The sequence below is a fragment of the Lysobacter sp. K5869 genome (genome assembly GCF_018847975.1).
Lineage (GTDB): Bacteria > Pseudomonadota > Gammaproteobacteria > Xanthomonadales > Xanthomonadaceae > Lysobacter.
Window position 1 is genome coordinate 1,918,880 of sequence record NZ_CP072597.1, and the last position, 17,650, is coordinate 1,936,529.

Annotated in this window: 10 protein-coding genes and 1 pseudogene; 5 read left to right on the plus strand and 6 right to left on the minus strand. The window is 62.9% G+C overall.

The annotated features are described in order from the left end of the window. The first annotated feature begins 623 nt into the window (after positions 1-623). From J5226_RS08210 to J5226_RS08220, 3 genes are all read left to right on the plus strand, one after another. Entirely contained in the window at positions 624-2,777 is a 2,154-nt protein-coding gene (locus J5226_RS08210) for an adenosylcobalamin-dependent ribonucleoside-diphosphate reductase (RefSeq protein ID WP_215839434.1), read from the plus strand. 256 nt (positions 2,778-3,033) lie between these two features. Beyond that, positions 3,034-3,531, plus strand: a complete 498-nt coding sequence (locus tag J5226_RS08215; RefSeq protein WP_215839435.1) for a hypothetical protein — start codon at positions 3,034-3,036, stop codon at positions 3,529-3,531. 111 nt (positions 3,532-3,642) lie between these two features. Further along, positions 3,643-4,422: an NrdJb gene (locus J5226_RS08220; protein ID WP_215839436.1), complete on the plus strand. Its 780-nt coding sequence runs from the start codon at positions 3,643-3,645 to the stop codon at positions 4,420-4,422. Between the two features lie 282 nt (positions 4,423-4,704). On the opposite strand, the gene J5226_RS08225 is transcribed toward J5226_RS08220, so the two are convergent. The 6 genes and pseudogenes from J5226_RS08225 to J5226_RS25380 form a co-directional block, all read right to left on the minus strand. Further along, positions 4,705-5,388, minus strand: a complete 684-nt coding sequence (locus J5226_RS08225; protein WP_215839437.1) for a SprT family zinc-dependent metalloprotease — start codon at positions 5,386-5,388, stop codon at positions 4,705-4,707. A gap of 4 nt (positions 5,389-5,392) precedes the next feature. Further along, positions 5,393-8,542, minus strand: a complete 3,150-nt coding sequence (locus J5226_RS08230; RefSeq protein WP_215839438.1) for a type I restriction endonuclease subunit R — start codon at positions 8,540-8,542, stop codon at positions 5,393-5,395. Then, positions 8,539-10,632, minus strand: a complete 2,094-nt coding sequence (locus J5226_RS08235) for a DUF262 domain-containing protein (protein ID WP_215839439.1) — start codon at positions 10,630-10,632, stop codon at positions 8,539-8,541. The genes J5226_RS08230 and J5226_RS08235 overlap by 4 nt, the downstream gene beginning before the upstream one ends. Then, entirely contained in the window at positions 10,629-11,882 is a 1,254-nt protein-coding gene (locus tag J5226_RS08240) for a restriction endonuclease subunit S (protein ID WP_215839440.1), read from the minus strand. Before J5226_RS08240 ends, J5226_RS08235 begins: the two co-directional genes overlap by 4 nt. Further along, positions 11,879-14,563, minus strand: coding sequence for a class I SAM-dependent DNA methyltransferase (locus tag J5226_RS08245; protein WP_215839441.1), 2,685 nt, complete (start codon positions 14,561-14,563; stop codon positions 11,879-11,881). Before J5226_RS08245 ends, J5226_RS08240 begins: the two co-directional genes overlap by 4 nt. 510 nt (positions 14,564-15,073) lie before the next feature. Then, positions 15,074-15,410, minus strand: a pseudogene (locus tag J5226_RS25380) (integrase); the annotation flags it as partial. Positions 15,411-15,565: 155 nt separating this feature from the next. Between J5226_RS25380 and lepB the strand changes: the two are divergent. Continuing rightward, positions 15,566-16,351: a signal peptidase I gene (lepB, locus tag J5226_RS08255; protein ID WP_215839443.1), complete on the plus strand. Its 786-nt coding sequence runs from the start codon at positions 15,566-15,568 to the stop codon at positions 16,349-16,351. 160 nt (positions 16,352-16,511) lie between these two features. After that, a complete protein-coding gene (locus J5226_RS08260; protein ID WP_215839444.1) occupies positions 16,512-17,450 on the plus strand; it encodes a DUF2268 domain-containing putative Zn-dependent protease in 939 nt (312 codons plus the stop codon). Positions 17,451-17,650: the final 200 nt, after the last annotated feature.

Here is a 17,650-nt window from a genome sequence, read left to right on the forward strand (position 1 = left end):
TGCCGACACGGCGCGGCGAAGCGCGATCCGTGTCGCTGCGATGACGCACGAAGCGTGATAGTCATCAACAAGCCGTTGACTTCCGGCAACGCCGGGCGTAGCGTTGAACCCCTGCGAGGCCACAACATCTAGTGGTCGGCCCCGCGGAGGGAGCCCAAGCGTAGGGGTTCGGCTTGGGAAGGTCTTCACGTCTCCTTGAGGCAGGACATGCTCATGACGAGAGCGGACGCGAACCTCGCAATCACCATAAAGGCCGCACGCGGCGCGTAGCCCAACGCGCCGTGCGCATCGTCGTCGGCGGGGGGCTGGCGACGAGCCGCGAACGATCCAGCACCACCCGCGCCGGGCCGCCATCGCCCGAGCGGATGCAATCCACCCGCGACGGTTCCTACACACGTGAATCGATACACAACACGTCAGTGAGGAACGCCGTCCCGGGACACAAAAAGAAAGTCCCGATGACCGGTTCGACCCGCTTCGCCGATGTAGCTGTCGCTCCACCTGTGCCGTGACTCGGCACGCTGTAAGGCAACAGAACCATCCCCCGATTACCTCGTACAAAGAAACCACCGGCGGCGGGCGCAACCCAACGGCCCGCCGCCATTGAAGGAGACGAAACAGGCATGAGCACCGTGCGCCTCGAGGCGGTCAAGCACCCGGCGGCAGAGCAAGAGATCGCCCTGCAGCCCGCGTCCCAGGACATCTGGGACAAGAAGTACCGGCTCAAGACCAAGTCGGGGGACGCGGTCGATGCCGACATCGACGGAACCTACCAGCGCGTGGCGCGGGCCCTGGCCGACGCCGAGCCCAACGCCGAGAAGCAGCAGTACTGGTACGAGCGTTTCGTCTGGGCGCTGCGCCGCGGCGCCATCCCCGCCGGCCGCATCACCTCCAACGCCGGCGCGCTGGAACACAAGCCGGCCACCTCGACCATCAACTGCACGGTCTCGGGCACCATCGAAGACTCGATGGACGGGATCCTGGAAAAGGTCCACGAGGCCGGCCTGACCCTCAAGGCCGGCTGCGGCATCGGCTACGAATTCTCGACCCTGCGGCCGCGCGGCGCCTTCGTCGCCGGCGCCGGCGCGTACACCTCCGGTCCGATGTCCTTCATGGATATCTACGACAAGATGTGCTTCACCGTGTCCTCGGCCGGCGGCCGCCGCGGCGCGCAGATGGGCACCTTCGACGTCAGCCACCCCGACGTGAAGGACTTCATCCGCGCCAAGCGCGAGGACGGGCGCCTGCGCCAGTTCAACCTCTCGCTGCTGATCACCGACGGCTTCATGGAAGCCGTCGACCAGGACGCCGATTGGCCGCTGGTGTTCCCGGTCAACATCAAGGAACGCGGCGACCTCGACCTCGACAACGCCGAGGAAGTGGTCTGGCGCGACTGGCCGACCCACCGCAACTACATCGTCCGCGACGACGGCCTGGTGGCGTGCAAGATCTACGGCCACATCCGCGCGCGGCACCTGTGGGACATGATCATGGTCTCGACGTACGACTACGCCGAGCCGGGCTTTATCCTGATCGACCGCGTCAACGAGATGAACAACAACTGGTGGTGCGAGACCATCCGCGCCACCAACCCCTGCGGCGAACAGCCGCTGCCGCCCTACGGCGCCTGCCTGCTGGGTTCGGTCAACCTGACCAAGTTCGTGCGCAACGCCTTCACCGACCGGGCCGAGTTCGACTGGGAGGAATACAAGGAAGTCGTGCGCGTGTTCACCCGCATGCTCGACAACGTGGTCGAGGTCAACGGCCTGCCGCTGGAGCAGCAGCGCAACGAGATCATGCGCAAGCGCCGCCACGGCATGGGCTTCCTCGGCCTGGGCAGCACGGTCACCATGCTGAAGATGAAGTACGGCTCGGCCGAGTCGTGCGAGTTCACCGAGCGCATCGCCCGCGAAATGGCCGTGGCCGGCTGGGAGATGGGTTTGGCGCTGGCGAAGGAAAAGGGCGCCGCGCCGATCATGGAGGAGATCTTCACCGTCACCGCCGAGATGCTGCGCAAGCGTCCGGAAATGAAGCGCGACGGCTGGACCGTGGGCCAGGACATCCCGGGCAAGGTGCTGCACGCCAAGTACTCGCGCTACATGCAGCGCGTGGCCGAGGTGGCGCCGGAGCTGGTGGACGAACTCGCCGACATCGGCTCGCGCTTCACCCACCACAGCTCGATCGCGCCGACCGGCACGATTTCGCTGTCGCTGGCCAACAACGCCTCCAACGGCATCGAGCCGTCCTTCGCCCATCACTACAGCCGCAACGTGATCCGCGAAGGCAAGAAGTCGAAGGAAAAGGTCGACGTCTACTCGTTCGAGCTGCTGGCCTACCGCGAACTCATCAACGCCAAGGCGATGCCGTTCAGCGACGAAGCCGAGGCCAAGCTGCCCGACTACTTCATCGCCGCCGACGACATCACCCCGAAGGAGCACGTCGACGTCCAGGCCGCCGCGCAGAAGTGGGTGGACTCGTCGATCTCCAAGACCGCGAACGTGCCCACGGACTACCCGTACGAGCAGTTCAAGGACATCTACCGCTACGCCCACCAGCAAGGCCTGAAGGGCTGCACCACCTTCCGCTTCAACCCGGCCGCGTTCCAGGGCGTGCTGGTCAAGGAAGCCGACCTCGAGAACACCACCTACCGCTTCGAGCTCGAAGACGGCAGCGTGCTGGAGGTCAAGGGCAACGAACAGATCGAATACGACGGCGAGATGCACACCGCCGCCAACCTGTTCGATGCGCTGAAGGAAGGCTATTACGGCAAGTTCTGACGGCGCGCCCGCCGCGCGTCGCCGGCCCGCGGCCGGGACGCGCACGGCGGGCGTTCCCGTTCAGCCGGCGGGGCGGGGCGAGGCGGTTTTTCGCGAACTTCCCTCCGCCGCGGCTCGCGGAATTCAGCCGCCGGTCGCAGTGGCGCGCGCCCTCTGTTGTTACCGCGCGCCACGGGTATAGCATCACTCCGGCAACACCCCGATTGCTGCACCTAGCCACGCGTACCCGAACGGAACCGCCCACGAGGAGGGCACAATGAGCAACGGTAATGGAGTGACGGCGACCCTGACCCAGGCGGCCGAGAACGTGAAGGAAACCGCGTCCAACCTCGGCAGCGCCATCGCCAGCCGCGCCGAGGAAGCCGTGGCCTCGGTCAAGAAGACCGCGACCCGCGCGCGCAAGGCCGCCAAGAAAGCCGTCGGCAGCGCCAAGAAGAAACTGGCCAAGGCCAGCGCCGACGCCAAGAAGGAAGTGAGCGCGCTCAAGGCCAAGGCCACCGGCAAGAAGCCCGCCAAGAAGGCGGCGAAGAAGGCCGCCAAGAAGGCCGCGACCAAGAAAGCCGCGACCAAGAAGACCGTGAAGAAGGCCGCCGCGAAGAAGGCCGCGCCGGCCAAGAAGGCCGCGAAGAAGGCGACCAAGAAGGCGGTCGCCAAGAAAGCGCCGGCCAAGAAGGCGGCGAAGAAAGCGGTGAAGAAGGCCGCGGCCAAGAAGGCGCCGGCGAAGAAGGCCGCCAAGAAGGCCGCCAAGCGCTGAGTTCCGCAAGTCCCTCTCCCGTCCCGCGACGGGAGAGGGCAGGGCGCAGTTCCCGCCCGGCAAGACGTTCCCCCACAGAATCAGCAGCGCAGCAACGCAGGAGTCGGGCCCATGGCCGTCAAGATCGAGAAGAAAATCAAGGGCTACAGCGTGGTCACCCCGGAAGACAAGGCGAAGGACGCCGCCGCCAAGGCCGCCGCCGCGAGCGCGCCCGCCGCGCCGGCCGAGCTGCCGGGCGACAACGTCATCCAGATGCACGAGCGCATCGAACGCCCCGAGATCCTGATCGGCTCGACCTACAAGATCAAATCGCCGCTGTTCGAGCACGCGCTGTACGTGACCATCAACGACATCGTGCTCAACGCCGGCACCGAACACGAATCGCGCCGTCCGTTCGAGATCTTCATCAACTCCAAGAACATGGACCACTTCCAGTGGATCGTGGCGCTCACGCGCATCATGTCGGCGGTGTTCCGCAAGGGCGGCGACGTGACCTTCCTGGTCGACGAGATGAAGGCCGTGTTCGACCCGCGCGGCGGCTACTTCAAGGCCGGCGGCGTGTACATGCCCTCGCTGGTGGCCGAACTCGGCGCCATCGTCGAGGACCACCTCAAGTCGATCGGCATGATCCACGACCCGGAAATGAGCGACGCCCAGCGCGACCTCATCGCCGAGAAGCGCCGCGCCTACGAAGAGCGCTCAAAAAAAAACCCTGACGGCGGCGCTTCGATCACCGTCGTCGCCCCGCGCAGCGAAGACGTGACCGTCACCGGCGAAGGCGCGAGCTTCCCGCCCAGCGCGACCATGTGCCACAAGTGCAGCACCAAGGCCGTGGTGATCATGGACGGGTGCGCGACGTGCTTGAACTGCGGGTATTCCAAGTGCGGCTGAGGCCGGATCAAGACGCCAGCGGTGCTCACATCCGACCATGTGGGGGCGGGGCAGTTCCTTCGGAGCCCCTTTTTCCTGCTCTGAAGGCATGATTTTGCGAGCAAAGTGTAGCTAGCCTGAGCCGGCCTCTTTGATCTTCGGATCGTGCGCGATATACGCCACGCTAAGAGTTGGTGGCGCCTGTTAAGGCGCGCACCCCGCATCCTTCAATACCTCCCACAGCGGGACCTTTTGATGATGTCGAGCGGACACGCGGCGGTGCTTGGCCGGAATGGCCCTGCTCTAAATATCGTCCTCAAGGCTCTGCCCCTGCACCCGCAGCCAGTCACGAGCGCGCTTCATGCTGGGCGATTGCGCGCGCACGATGTTCCAGAAGCGGGGCGTGTGGTTGGGCTCCATCAAGTGCGCCAGCTCGTGCACGATCACATAGTCGATCACGAACATCGGGGCCTTGATCAGCCGCCAGCTGAAATTGAGGTTGTTACCCGGCGTGCATGAGCCCCAGCGGAGGCGGCTGTCACCGATCTTGACTTGTGCGTAGCTGACGCCAAGACTCTTGGCGTGCAGGTTCACGCGGGGCACGATTCTTTCCTGCGCGCGTTCCATATACCACTGCCGCAGCACCCGCTTGCGTTCGCTGACGCGTGAGCGCGGGATCAGAAATTTACCGGCAAAGCGCACGCCAGCATCGGCGGCGTCCACCAGCTCGATGCGGTAAGCGTGGCCCAGGTACAAGGCGGATTCGCCGTTCACCAGTTCCTTGCCGGGAGCGTGCGGCAAGGGTTGGTACTTCTGCGCATCGTTGAGTTTCTCGAACAGCCATTGGCGCTTGCCGTCCACCAGCTGGCGAAGTTTGTCTTCGGGAAAGCCCACGGGGGCGTGCACGACCACGGTTCGGTCGCGCTCGACGGTAATGGTGACATTCTTGCGCTTGGCCGAGCGACGGATTTCGTAACTGAGGACCATGGCATCACGCCGCGTGCAAAATGATGTCGGTCTTGGCTTCGGCCAGCTCCATCACACGACTGATGATCGCCTCCCGCTTCCTGATCACGCCGGGAACCGCGGCGAATTCCAGTGAAACGAGGATCTTTTGCAACTCGGCCTTCAGTTTTTTGCGCGCGGGAACACTCTCCCAGAATCCGATCAGCTTCAGTTCGCGCTCCACCGCGTTGTAGATCTGCTGGGTCAGGTCCACCATCACGGCGATGCGCTCGTCCGGTTTGCCGGAGTAGTCGGGGTGTTGCTCCATCACGATGCCCAGTTCAGTCTGGAGCAGGCGGAAGAACGGCATCTGCTTCTTGCGGTGCAGTCCGTAGGTGGGCTCTTTGCCGGCATCCTTGATGCGCTGGCGCAGCTTCTCCAACTCCTCATAGATCTTCTGCCAGTTGTCCTTGAACTCGGCAAAGATCGCGGCCAATGCTTCGGCGAACGAGGCCTGCAAATCCGGATCGACGCTCAGCTCAACGTCTAGATGATGGCGGATGGCGTGCTCCACCTCGGCGGCTTTGGTCTTGCTGCGCTTGTGTTCCTTGACGTCCTTCTCGAAATCCTCGTCTAGAATCGAGATGGGCGCGATCTTGACATCGATTCCATTGGAAACAAGGTGTGCATCGGCAATCGCACGCAGCTTGGGCGGAATGCCCTGCATGCTCAAGCGTGCATCGCGGAAATGCTTTCCGGCCAGAATATTGACCTCGTTGAGCGATTGAAAATCGCGCAGGTAAGCCAACGCTTCCTTGGCTGGGAACAGCGTGTTCAGCGCACGCGTGAATTTTTTGAACGCCAGCATGAAGGAAAAGCGGATGTCCTCGTCGTAGAACACGTCGAAACACGCATCGTGGTCGCTCAGGTCGATCAGGCCGTGCTTTTTCAGCAGCGCCATGATCTCCGCGTGCGCGGCCTGCAACTCGCGCAGCTCCCGTTCGGGGAAGCTCAGGCAGTTGGTGATCTCCTTCTGCTCACGCTCGTCATAGTTGTCCAGCGCCTGTTTCAGGTGATGGCCCACGCCGACGTAGTCGACGATGAAACCCTTGTCCTTGGTTGCACCGCCCATGCGATTCACACGCGCAATGGTTTGCAATAGGTTGTGCGCCACCACCACCTTGTCCAGGTACATCACCTGTTCCACCGGCGCATCGAAGCCGGTCAGGAGCATGTTGTTGACGATGATGATGCCCAGTTTGCCGTCCACGCCTTCACTCGTCGCGCCAAAGCCCAGCTTGAAGCGATTAATGCTGGTCTCGTGACGACGGCTGTCGCCGTAGGCCTTGAGGTGCGGCAGGTCGTTGTGACCCGTGGAGATGATCACGTCGGTTTCGATGGCTTTGAGCGTGGCGATGTCCAGTCCGCTCGGGTTGCCGGCCTCGAGCTTCGCCACGGCGGCCGCCAGTGCTGCATCGATGTGCTGCTTGTAGCGCACCGCCGCTTCGCGCGAAGTGGCCACCACTTGCGCCTTGTAGCCGTTGGGGTACACATGGGTCAGGTAGTGCGCCACCATGTCGGCCGCTTTCGCCGCGATGGTGGGCTCGGCTTCCAGATAGGCCTGGCGCGAGCCGTAGCCGAGGATCTCCAGCCGTTCTTCCAACTTGTAATCGCTGAACACGTCCTGGAATGCCGAATCCATCGCTTCCGCATCTTCTACTTCGGCATTGTGGGTGCGGCCCTCATATACGATCTCCAGCGTCACCCCGTCCTCGATGGACTGGCGCATGGTGTATTTGTCGATGTAATCGCCAAACACGCGCTCGGTCTTGTCGATGGGCGTGCCGGTGTAGCCGATGCGCGCGGCGTTGGGGATGGCGCGGTCCAGGTTTGCGCCCAGCAATTGGTACTGCGAACGGTGCGCCTCGTCGGTCAGCACCAAAATGTGCGGGCTGGTATTGAGCTGCGGGAAGCTGGCTTCCAGATCCGCCTCGCGAAACTTGTGGATCATTGCCATCACCAGATCCGATGACGTGGATGCCAGCATTTCCTTCAGTTTCCTGATGCTGTCGGCCACTTTCACCGTGAAGCCGATGGCCTGACTGGTTTCGGTGAGCTGGGTTTCCAGTTGCGTGCGGTCAGTGACGAACACCACCTTCCAGTGCGCCAACTGCGCGTGGCGGTACAACTCGCGCACCATGAACATCATGGTCAGCGATTTGCCCGAGCCCTGGGTATGCCAGATGATGCCGCTGCGCTGCCGCGGGGTGTTGCCCGCCAACAGGCGCTTGACCGCCAGCTTCACCGCGCGGAACTGCTGGTAGCGGCCGACGATCTTGATGGTCTGGCCGCTGTCATTCGTCGAGAACAACGTAAAGGTACGGATCAGGTCCAGCAGGTTCTGCCGGTCCAGCATGCCTGCAACCAGCCGCTGCTGGTCGTTGGGGGCGCCAGCGCCATGGTCCAGATCTTCCACCGTGCGCGGGTAGGGGTCGGCCCAGCGGTAGAAATACTTTTCGGCGTGGGTGGAGATGGTGCCGAACTTGGCCTGCTGGCGGCAGGTGGCAATAACGATCTGGTTGTACCAGAACAACTGCGCGTGGCCTTCGCCCTTGGCGCCGCGCTGCTCGCTGTAGCGCAGCATCTGGTCGATGGCGCTGACAAGCGCATCGTTGACCTTGGGCGATTTGCACTCCACTAGCCCCACTGGAAGGCCGTTCAGGAACAGCACAATGTCCGGCAGGATATGGTGCTCAGTGCCCGGCACGCGCAGCTTGAACTGGCACACAGCGGCGAAGTCGTTGTTGCCCGGATTGTTGAAGTCGATAAAGCGCACGGACGGGCTGTTCTCGCCGGTTTCCCGGTTCTCGGCCACGCTGGTGCCTTCCAGCAGCAGGTGCAGCAAGTGCTGGTTGTTTTTCATCAGGTCGTTGCCGGGGAAGCTGGCGGTCAACCGCTTCACCACCTCGTCGATCTGGTCTTCCGTCAGCCACGGGTTGATCGCCTTCAGCTGCGTGCGTAGGCGCGGCTCCAATACCACTTCGGTGAAACTGGCGCGGCCAGTGTCGCCTGGTTTTTGATCCTTTTTCAGATCAAGGATGTTCCAGCCCAAGCCCGCCAGCTGATCAAGAAAGGGTTTTTCGACGTGGTTGCGTTCGTCGAGCTTGATGTGGACGGGCGTGGACTTTGTGCTCATGCGCTTTCAGCCTCGTTGTTGTCTTCACCAAGTTGCCGTTCCAGTGATTGCCGGACCAGGCCCATCACATACGGCAGATCGGCTTCGCTCTCCAAGCCTACTTCCACACAGCCATTGCCCCAGTGGCCCAAGTTCGTCACATCCACACATAGATTGCGTGGGTCGTCGATATCGCTGAAGGCCATGTTAAGCGACAAGCGCAGCCGTTTAGCTAGGGGGACGACATCGACGAAATTGGTCTCCGCCTTGTACGCCACATAAAGTTTCAGAAACTCCTCTTGCACACATTCGTCCAGCGCGATGACTTGGGTGCGGAAGTGTTCAAACAGTACGCGCACTGGCCCGCCGGAAAGGTTCGGATGGTCGGTGATCGTATACTCCGCTGCGCTTTCCGCCTTTTTCTCGCGATACGTGTCCAGCACATCATCGGCAAGCGTGGGTGCTTCCCAGATATCCACCGCGCGTTTGGAAAGGCGTCCTGCCCTCAACTTGATCTGATCCTCGTTCCAGTCCGTGCAGCTGCCCAGCCACTCATTGAGCTTGAGCGGGCTCTGCGCAAAGCCTCCCTCCATGTCGCGCTTCTCGGCAAACGGACGGTCGCTGTATTCCGAGTTGTAGCCGGTCAATGTGAGATTGCCTAAAGTGTGCAGATATTGTTCCTGCACCCGCGCCCACTCGCTGCCAAGGGATTGCTGCCAGGCTGCGCTCAGGTTGGCGTTCTGCGGCATAATGTGTTCGATGGTGTAGTCCTGCACCATCACCCGTTCCTTTCGTCCGAAGTTCTCGAAGCGGCGCAGCCAATAGCTGCGGCGGTTGAACTTGTACAGGTTGCGGATCTGCAGCTGGCGACGGAACTCGTCATCGCCCGGAAACCGCCGATACGACGGCAACAGCATGAAAGCGGCCTTGACGCTTTCCAGATAGCGGCTCTTGTCGAGCTTGCGGCAGAAGGTGGCAAAGGTCTGGCGCAGGGAATTGGTGGGTACGTCGCAGATCGCGCGGCGGAACACATAGCTTTCCACCAGCTGCAGCGTGCCGACGAACGCGTCCTTGCCAAGCAGCGCCTGCGTGTAGTCGTGGTAAACCTCCATCAGCATGGGGTAGCAGACATCCGCGCGCAGTTCGCGGATGTCCTGGAAGGCGGCTGCGAGCTCCGGGTCCTTCTCGCTGCCCAATGCCATGCAGCAGTAATAGCGCGCAAACTCCCGCAGTGCTGCGAGCAGGGGCTCATCGTCGCGGCCGCGCGAGTAGATCTTGAACTCGTTGTACACGTCATCCTTGCGGATGCGGTGGTTGCCGGTGTGGATGACCAGAAAAAACCGCATGAACTCGTCGAAGTGCTTGTTGTAGTGCTCCACGCCAAACAGCAGTTCCATCGGGTGCCAGTAGTCCTCATACAGGCGCGTCTGTTGCTCGTGCGGCAAGCCCATCAGCACGTAGTTGCGGATCAGGTCGGCCTGGGTCAGCGCCTTGCCGGTGGAGTTCATGCTCTCGAAGATCATCTGCGGGTTGTCGATGCCCTGTTGCAGGCGCACGTCCACGATCATCAGTTTGCCGATGCCGGCATAGATCACGTCCAGATCGGCATCGCCGATCTTGCCGGTGAAGAACTCGAAGTTTTCCTTGATGCGGTGGGAGGCCTTGTCCGGCAACGGCTTGCCGTCCAGCAGGGCGATCAGCGTGTCCTTGTCGGTCTTGGTCAGCAGCATCTTGTAACGCTGCTCGCCCTTGCCGTAGCGGTTCAACAGGAAGTAATCCTCGATCTCCGCCGCCGACACCGGCGTATCCCGCGCATCTTTCTCCAGCCGCCGCTTCAGGGCCAGCAACAGCAAGGTCAGGGTGGTGATGCGTTGCTGGCCGTCGATGACCAGCCAGCGGGAGATGGCGGCGCTGGTCTCCTGCTCGGGGATGTACACCGCCGAGCCGATAAAGTGGCTGTCCAGCTCCGCATGGCCGCCGACGCGGAGGATATCGTTCCAGAGCTGCTCGCAATGGCTGATTTCCCAGCTGTAGGTGCGCTGGAAGATGGGGATGATGAATTGTTTGGCGCCCTGCAGGAGCTGGGTGAACTGGAGGTCCTGGGCTTTCATGCGCTGGCGGCTTCCTTGGCGTATTGCAGCAGGGGCGTGACGCGGACCTTGCCGGTGAGCAGGTCTTGCATCAGGGCGGTTTTGAGGTGGTGCAGCTTTCGCAGGGACTGCTCATTCGATATTTGCCGCTCATCGACTGCTTCATACGCGGTGGCAATACGTTCTTGCTCAGCGGGCTTGGGTAGCGCAATAACAAGCGGCCTCAGTGTTTCCAGATTGATATTGCTCTGGGCGCTCTTCGGCGCGAGTTGTTCAAGCGCAGGTTTGTGACGGCGAACTGTCATTTCGATGAAGCGGATACTATTCGGCGCCTTTGCAACAGCCCCTACTACACTGTCTGGAAAGTACATGGGCCGGCCAAGTATGGCCGTATCAGCGATATTTGCGGCGATGGTTATTGCAATCGTGCCCTTCGGGAATTCATTGCTGACTCGGGTTCCCATAGTGCTTAGTGTTTGGCTGAAATCATCAACAATCCTGCCGACGTTCGCTGCTACATCGCCCGTTTGAATAAATGGGTGCGAACCGCCATAGAACCGCGCATCATCGCGTGGTCGGTGCGTGAACTTGCCGCGATTCACGTCCGCGACGTCGCCAAGCCTCGCCAGGTCCCACTCCACCGGGATGCGGCCGAGGGGGGAGTCCTTGAAGGCGTGCGTGGCTTCGGAGCGCAGTTGGCCGGCCTCGTCGATGCCGCGGGTGAGCAGGTCCTGCATCAGGCCGGTCTTGATGCGCTGTTGTTTGGCGATCAGTGCCTCGGTCTGTGCAATCGCCATGTCAACCGTGGACAGTACTTCAGCAATCTTGGATTGTTCAGCGCAATCAGTTGGATAGATCACGGGCCATGAAGCAAGCTCGGATGAGTTGATTGCCTCGAAGGTCGAACCTTGCGATGCGGCGCTAAATTTTGGCGCCTCCCACGTGAGGAAATGCTCTAGGTACGGCTGCGCGACCTGCTTACCTTGTATTGCGGCTAGACCCCGGCCAATGACGTAATCTCTCTCGGCAATATTTTGGCGGCCAACCGGGGCGCGAACGCTAAACAAGATCGCGCCTCGCTTCGCAATTTTTTTTGAATTACTGCAGTAGAGCTTCGGCAGCGGGAAACGCGCCTGAAACTCGGCGCACCCCTGAAGAAATGGCAGCCCGATTTCCTCGTCCGAGTAATACTTCGAATCCGGCGACTGCCCCATCGTGATCTCAGCGGCATCGTTGAGTCTGCAGGCGCTCCAGTCTTGCGGCATCGTCATGGCAGGTACCCCAATCCCGCCAACATCCCATCCAGCGCGTGCAGCGTGCTACTACGCGCCGCGTCCAAATCCCGGCTCGACACCGCGTACTTGTCCCACAGGTTCTCCACACGGGCGATCAACGCACGCTTTTCGGCATTGAGATAGCGGGTGAGTTCGGCGCGGGCCAGGTCGTCGATCTTCTGCAGGATCAACCTGCGCGCCTGCTCATCGGTGAGTTGCCCGCCGATGGCGGCGAGCAGCGCATCGGTGCGGGCGATGCGGGCTTGCAGGGCTTCCTTGTCGCGGGCCAATGTGGCGGCCTGTTTCAGGTCGACCAGCTTCTTCGCATCCAACCTAGAGATGCGCTGCTCGATCTGCGCAATCTGCGCGCGCTGTTCGGTCTTGAAGGCATCGCCGCCGCTGCGCTTGAGTTCCAGCTTCTCGGTCAGTTCGGCGCGCCCGGCCTTGTGTTTGGCTTTCACATCCTTGATGCGGGCTTCGATGGTTTTGATCGCCTTGTCCTGCGCCTTCAGCGCCGCACGTTCCTTGTCGGCGCTGGCGCTGGTGGCGTTGTCCAGGTCGTCGATCAAGGACTTCAGCGCTTTCTTGAGGACGGCGGCGGTGGCCTTTTCGTCGGCTTCCGGTTCCCACGCGGCCACTTCCACCGCGGCTTCCACCGCTTCGTCCAGCTCGGTCTGCGCTTCGGCGATCTTCGCCTCGAGCGCGTCGATGGCATCGGCGTCCTTCTGGAAGAATGCGGCGATCAGGTAGACATCGGGAATCAGGCTGTGGTGCCAGCCGCTGGCGATGATGGTCTTGATGTCGTAGCGGATCTGCTGCCACCAGTTGACGAACACGCCGGCGCTCTTGAACTCGTCCAACACGGCCAGCGGGATGAGCTTCTCTTTCAGCGAGGCAATCAATTCGCGGCGGATCTCCGGCGTCTTGCGGCCCCCGTTGCCTGCATTCTCCAACTCGGCAAAGTCGCTGCTTGCAAGCTGCCACCAGTCGGCCAGCGCACTCTGGTGGCGGGCGAGCGTTTGGATGAGCGCGGCATCGGCTTCCAATGCGCGCTTGATCGCGGGCTTGTCCTGGATGTTGTCGACGAAGGTCTGGTAGCCGGGGCGTTCGCTGCGGAACAAGTGCTTCGGCGTGATGCCGAACTGGTCGAACTGCGGGCCAATGGCGTCGATCTCCGTCTGCGGAATGCCGCCGATCAGGTGCGCCTGTACATCTTCAGGCTCCGGGTCCGGCGTGTTGTCCACGTAGCGGCGGATGTTGAGGTTGGCGTCGTGCTGGTCGAGGATTTCGGACTTTTCGACCAGGCGCGAGTATTTGGGCAGCTCGCGCTTGTGGGTGAACACGAAGTCGATCTTCTCGATGTCTTCCGGGCGCAGCCTGTTCTGCGCCTTGCCTTCGCCATATTCGCGGTCGGCGTTGATGAACAGGATCTTGTTCTTCAGCGAATCGGGTTTCTGCTTGTTGCACACCAGCACGCAGGCGGGAATGCCGGTGCCGTAGAACAGGCCCGGCGGTAGGCTGATGATGGCTTCGATGCAGTCGTCGTTGAGGATCAGCTCGCGGATCAGCTTTTCCTTGCCGCCACGGAACAACACGCCGTGCGGCATGACGGTGGCCATGCGGCCGTTGGGCTTCAAGCTGGCCAGCATGTGCTGCACGAACATCAGGTCGGCCTTCTTGCCGGTTTCCGGGCACCACTCGCGGAAGCGGCTGGGGAACTTGACGCTCGCGCGGCTGTAGTTCTGCGAGAACGGCGGGTTGGCCAGCACGCGGTCGAACTGGCGGATGCGGCCGTCTTCCAGGACCTGCGGGTCTTCCAGCGTGTCACCGTTCTCAATCGTGAAGCGGGTGATGTTGTGGAGGATCATGTTCATGTTGCAGATCGACCACACGGTGCCGTTGGAATCCTGTCCGTACAGAGCCAGGTCGTTGGCGTCCTGGCCCTGTTCTTCCACGTACTGATGCGCCTGGATCAGAAAGCCACCGGAGCCGACCGTGGGGTCGTAGATGGTCTGTCCGGCGGCGGGCTTGGTGATCTGTACCAGCAGGCGCACCACCTCGGCCGGCGTGTAGAACTCGCCGCCCTTCTTACCGGCGCTGTCGGCGAAGTACTTGATAAGGTATTCGTAGGCCGCGCCGAGCAGGTCCGGGAACTCGAAGCGGTCATTGACGAGTGGCCCAAACTGATTGAAGTGGTCGAGCAGGTCTTTCCACTTCTGGTCGGCGATCTTGGTCTTGCCTTTGACTTCGTTGAAGTTGATGTTGCTCTTGAGTACGCCGGCCAGCGAGTCGTTGTTGTCTTCTAGCGCGGCGATGGCCTTGTTGAGCATCGCGCCGATGTCGTGCTTCAGATCCTTCAGCGCGGGCACCGTGGCGCCGTCTTCATCCCGCCAGGTTTCGTTCCAGCGGGCGCGCACCGGCACGTAGAAGGTTTCGCCGTAGCTGGTCTGGTCTTCCAGGAGTTCGGCCAGCAGTTCGGGCTGATCCGCAAGGTGGACGAAGTCGTGCGTGCGCAGGCGCTGGCGCTTGCCGTCGAACTCGTCGGACAGGCGCTTCAAAAACAGCATTCCGAAGATGAACTCCTTGAACTCGGAGGCATCCATCTTGCCGCGCAGGATGTCGGCCGCGCCCATTAGGAAGGATTCGAGCTGGGCCAAGGTGATTTTATCGGGGGTCAAAACGGGGTTCCTTCTGGTGCCGGGTGTTGGGCTCGGCGCGTTTCGTGATGGGGAGTAGTGTGTTGCGCCTCACCGCAACGCCCGCAAAAGCTCCTTGAGCAGCAGGAACAGGCGGTACGGGCCGGTGGGGCTGGGTTCGGAATTCCAGGATTCATACCACTTCTGTGCGGCATCGTACTTGGCGTGCGCCACAGGCAGCGTATGCCCGCGATGTCGGCGGCCAGCGATGGCTTCCGTTGGTTCTATCGCACAACGTCGGCGCCCAATGTCTTCCGGCCCGCGCCCATCGCGGCGAACCTCGCGTCGAGGAAACTTGTCTTTCCGGCGTTATAAGCACCGATGAGCACAGTGAGGCCGTTGAGTTCGACCTCGATATTGGACAGGGGACTGAAGTTGCCGACTCGGACAGTCGTTATCGCTATACCGCTTTCCTTGCCGTAGGTGGTCGTTGGTGCGCACGCAAGAGAGAACTGCAGACTTTAGCTGACAGTCTAAATGGCGTGGGATCATTCAGTCCTCAAGAAGCCGAACTGCCGGGTAGTCTGCGGCTCCGCCTGTCTGGCAGTACCCCACAATACTTGACAACGCCCGGTGCTCGGTGCCAGGTCAGCGGCATGATCGCCGGCAGCGAGACGCCCTGGCGGCGGGCCTCGGCGACAACCCCCGATCGGGGGCTATGCCCGCCAAAATCACCCTCCAGTCCGGCGAGGCGCGCCCGCCGCTGCACGATCTCTCCGACCGCGGCCGGGGAGAGGGCAGGGCCAATACGCTGTTTCCAGAGCCGCCGGAAGATCGTACCCCCGGTGATCCCGGACGCCTGGAGCCACTCCTCCAGCGCGAGCGCCGCCGGTTCCTCGCCGATCTGAGCGCCCGGACGCGCCGCCGGCTGGCCCCATGACTTGTGGCAGAAGTCGCCCGCCGCCATTGGCGCACACTCGTCGCATTACGGTCGCGCAGGCGGCAACCGCCGCGTCCGCCCTCCTCCTCGCTCTGGAGTACGCGATGCGCTGGTTCGAAATCGCGCTGGTGTCGCTGGTCGCCCTCACCGGTCTGATCCGGCTGCTCGACAAATACTGGCTCGCGCCGCGCCGCCTCGCTCGCGCCGGCCTGCTCGACGACGGCAAGGAGCCGTGGCTCGTCGATTACGCCAAGTCGTTCTTTCCGGTGCTGCTGCTGGTGTTGCTGCTGCGCACCTTCCTTGCCGAGCCGTTCCGCATTCCGTCCAATTCGATGATGCCGACGCTGCTCACCGGCGATTTCATCCTGGTCAACAAGTTCGTCTACGGCCTGCGCCTGCCGATCACCAACCACAAGCTGCTGGCGCTGGGCGAACCCGAGCGCGGCGATGTGGTGGTGTTCCATTCGGTGCAGCAGGACGACGTCAATCTGGTCAAGCGCGTGGTCGGCCTGCCGGGCGACCGGGTCGAGTATCGCGACGGTCGCCTGACCGTCAACGGCGAAGCGATCCCGGCCGAACGCGTCGGCACCTACACCGGCGTGCGCAGCGGCGCGGAGATGACCGGCGCGCAGGAGTGGCAGGAGCGGCTGGGCCGCCACGATCACCGCATCCTGCTGGTCGAGCAGGCGCGCCGCCCGGCTCAGGCCGAAGGCGAGTGGACCGTGCCGGCCGGCCAGTACTTCGTCATGGGCGACAATCGCGACAACAGCGACGACAGCCGCTACTGGGGTTATCTGCCCGAGCGCAATCTGGTCGGGCGCGCGTTCCTGATCTGGTTGAACTTCGACGGCGGCGTCGACACCGCGCGCATCGGCCGCTCGATTCCCTGAAAACGCGCCGTCGCGCCGGCGCATGCACCGCATTCGCGCGCGCCGCTGGACGCGGCCGCGCCTCGCCTCCACAGTGCCGCACGCGACGCCGCGCGGGCCGGGTTTCGGCACCGCCGGCGCGCGAACGCTCGCCCCTCCCACCTCACCGGACCGACGTTCCATGCGCAACCGCCCCATCGCCACCGGATCCAAAACGCGTGCGCGCCTCACCGCCGCGCTGCTGAGCGCCTGCCTGCCGTTCGCTGCCCACGCCGTCGAACCGGAAATCCGCACCGACGACGTCGAGCGCTTCTACGCGCTGTACAACGCCGCCGACGGCCATCCCAGCGTCGCGCAGTTGGACGAATACCTCGCCCAAGGCAGCCCCAGTCTCAAGGAGTTCGCCCAGCTGCGCCGCGTCACCGGCGAACGCATCGCCGCGCAGATCGCCGCCGATCCGGCCATGTACCGAAACGCGCGCCAATGCCTGGCGTTGTTGCCGAAGGTGAAGCGGCGGGTGGCGACGGCGCTGCGCAAGCTCGGCGAGCTGTACCCGCAATCGACCTTTCCGCCGGTAGCGATCGTGGTCGGGCGCGGCAAGCCGGTGGGCATCACCAATCCGTCCGGCGTCACCGTCGGTTTGGAAGCGCTGTGCGCGGCGGACTTCATGAACCCCGACCCGGAAGACCGCTTCGTGCGGGTGATCGCGCACGAGTACGCGCACATCCAGCAACCGTTCGCCGCGCTGGATTTGCCGGAGGGCGATCCGCGGGTGAACGTGCTGAGCATGTCGCTGACCGAGGGCGGCGCGGAGTTCGTCGCCGAGCTGATCGCCGGCGGCGTCGCCAATCCCGGCTTGGCCGGGCGCGTGCGCGGGCAAGAGCAAGCCGTCGGCGAAGCCTTCCTGCGCGAGCAGGACAAGACCGACTTCAGCCAATGGATGTTCAACTACAAAAAGGGATCGGATGCGCCTTACGACCAGGGCTATTGGGTCGGTTACCGCATCGCCCGCGCCTACTACCGCCGCGCCGACGACAAGCGCGCGGCCTTGGCGGAGATTCTGCGGATGCCCGACCCGAAGGCGTTCCTGACCCAGAGCGGCTGGACGCCGGGGCAGTAAGCGCGACGAACGCCGGCGCGCGCGGACGGCGCGCCGGCGTTGCGGAATCCGCCGGCTGAGGATTCCCCTGCATTTCCTGCGACTTCGCCTGGATCGCGCAACGCGATGCCGCCACCGCGCGCGCGCGGCGAGGCGAGCCTTCGGTCCCCGCGCGAGCGGCGAACTACCGCGGCCGTTTGCGACGGTGTTCACGTCTGCCG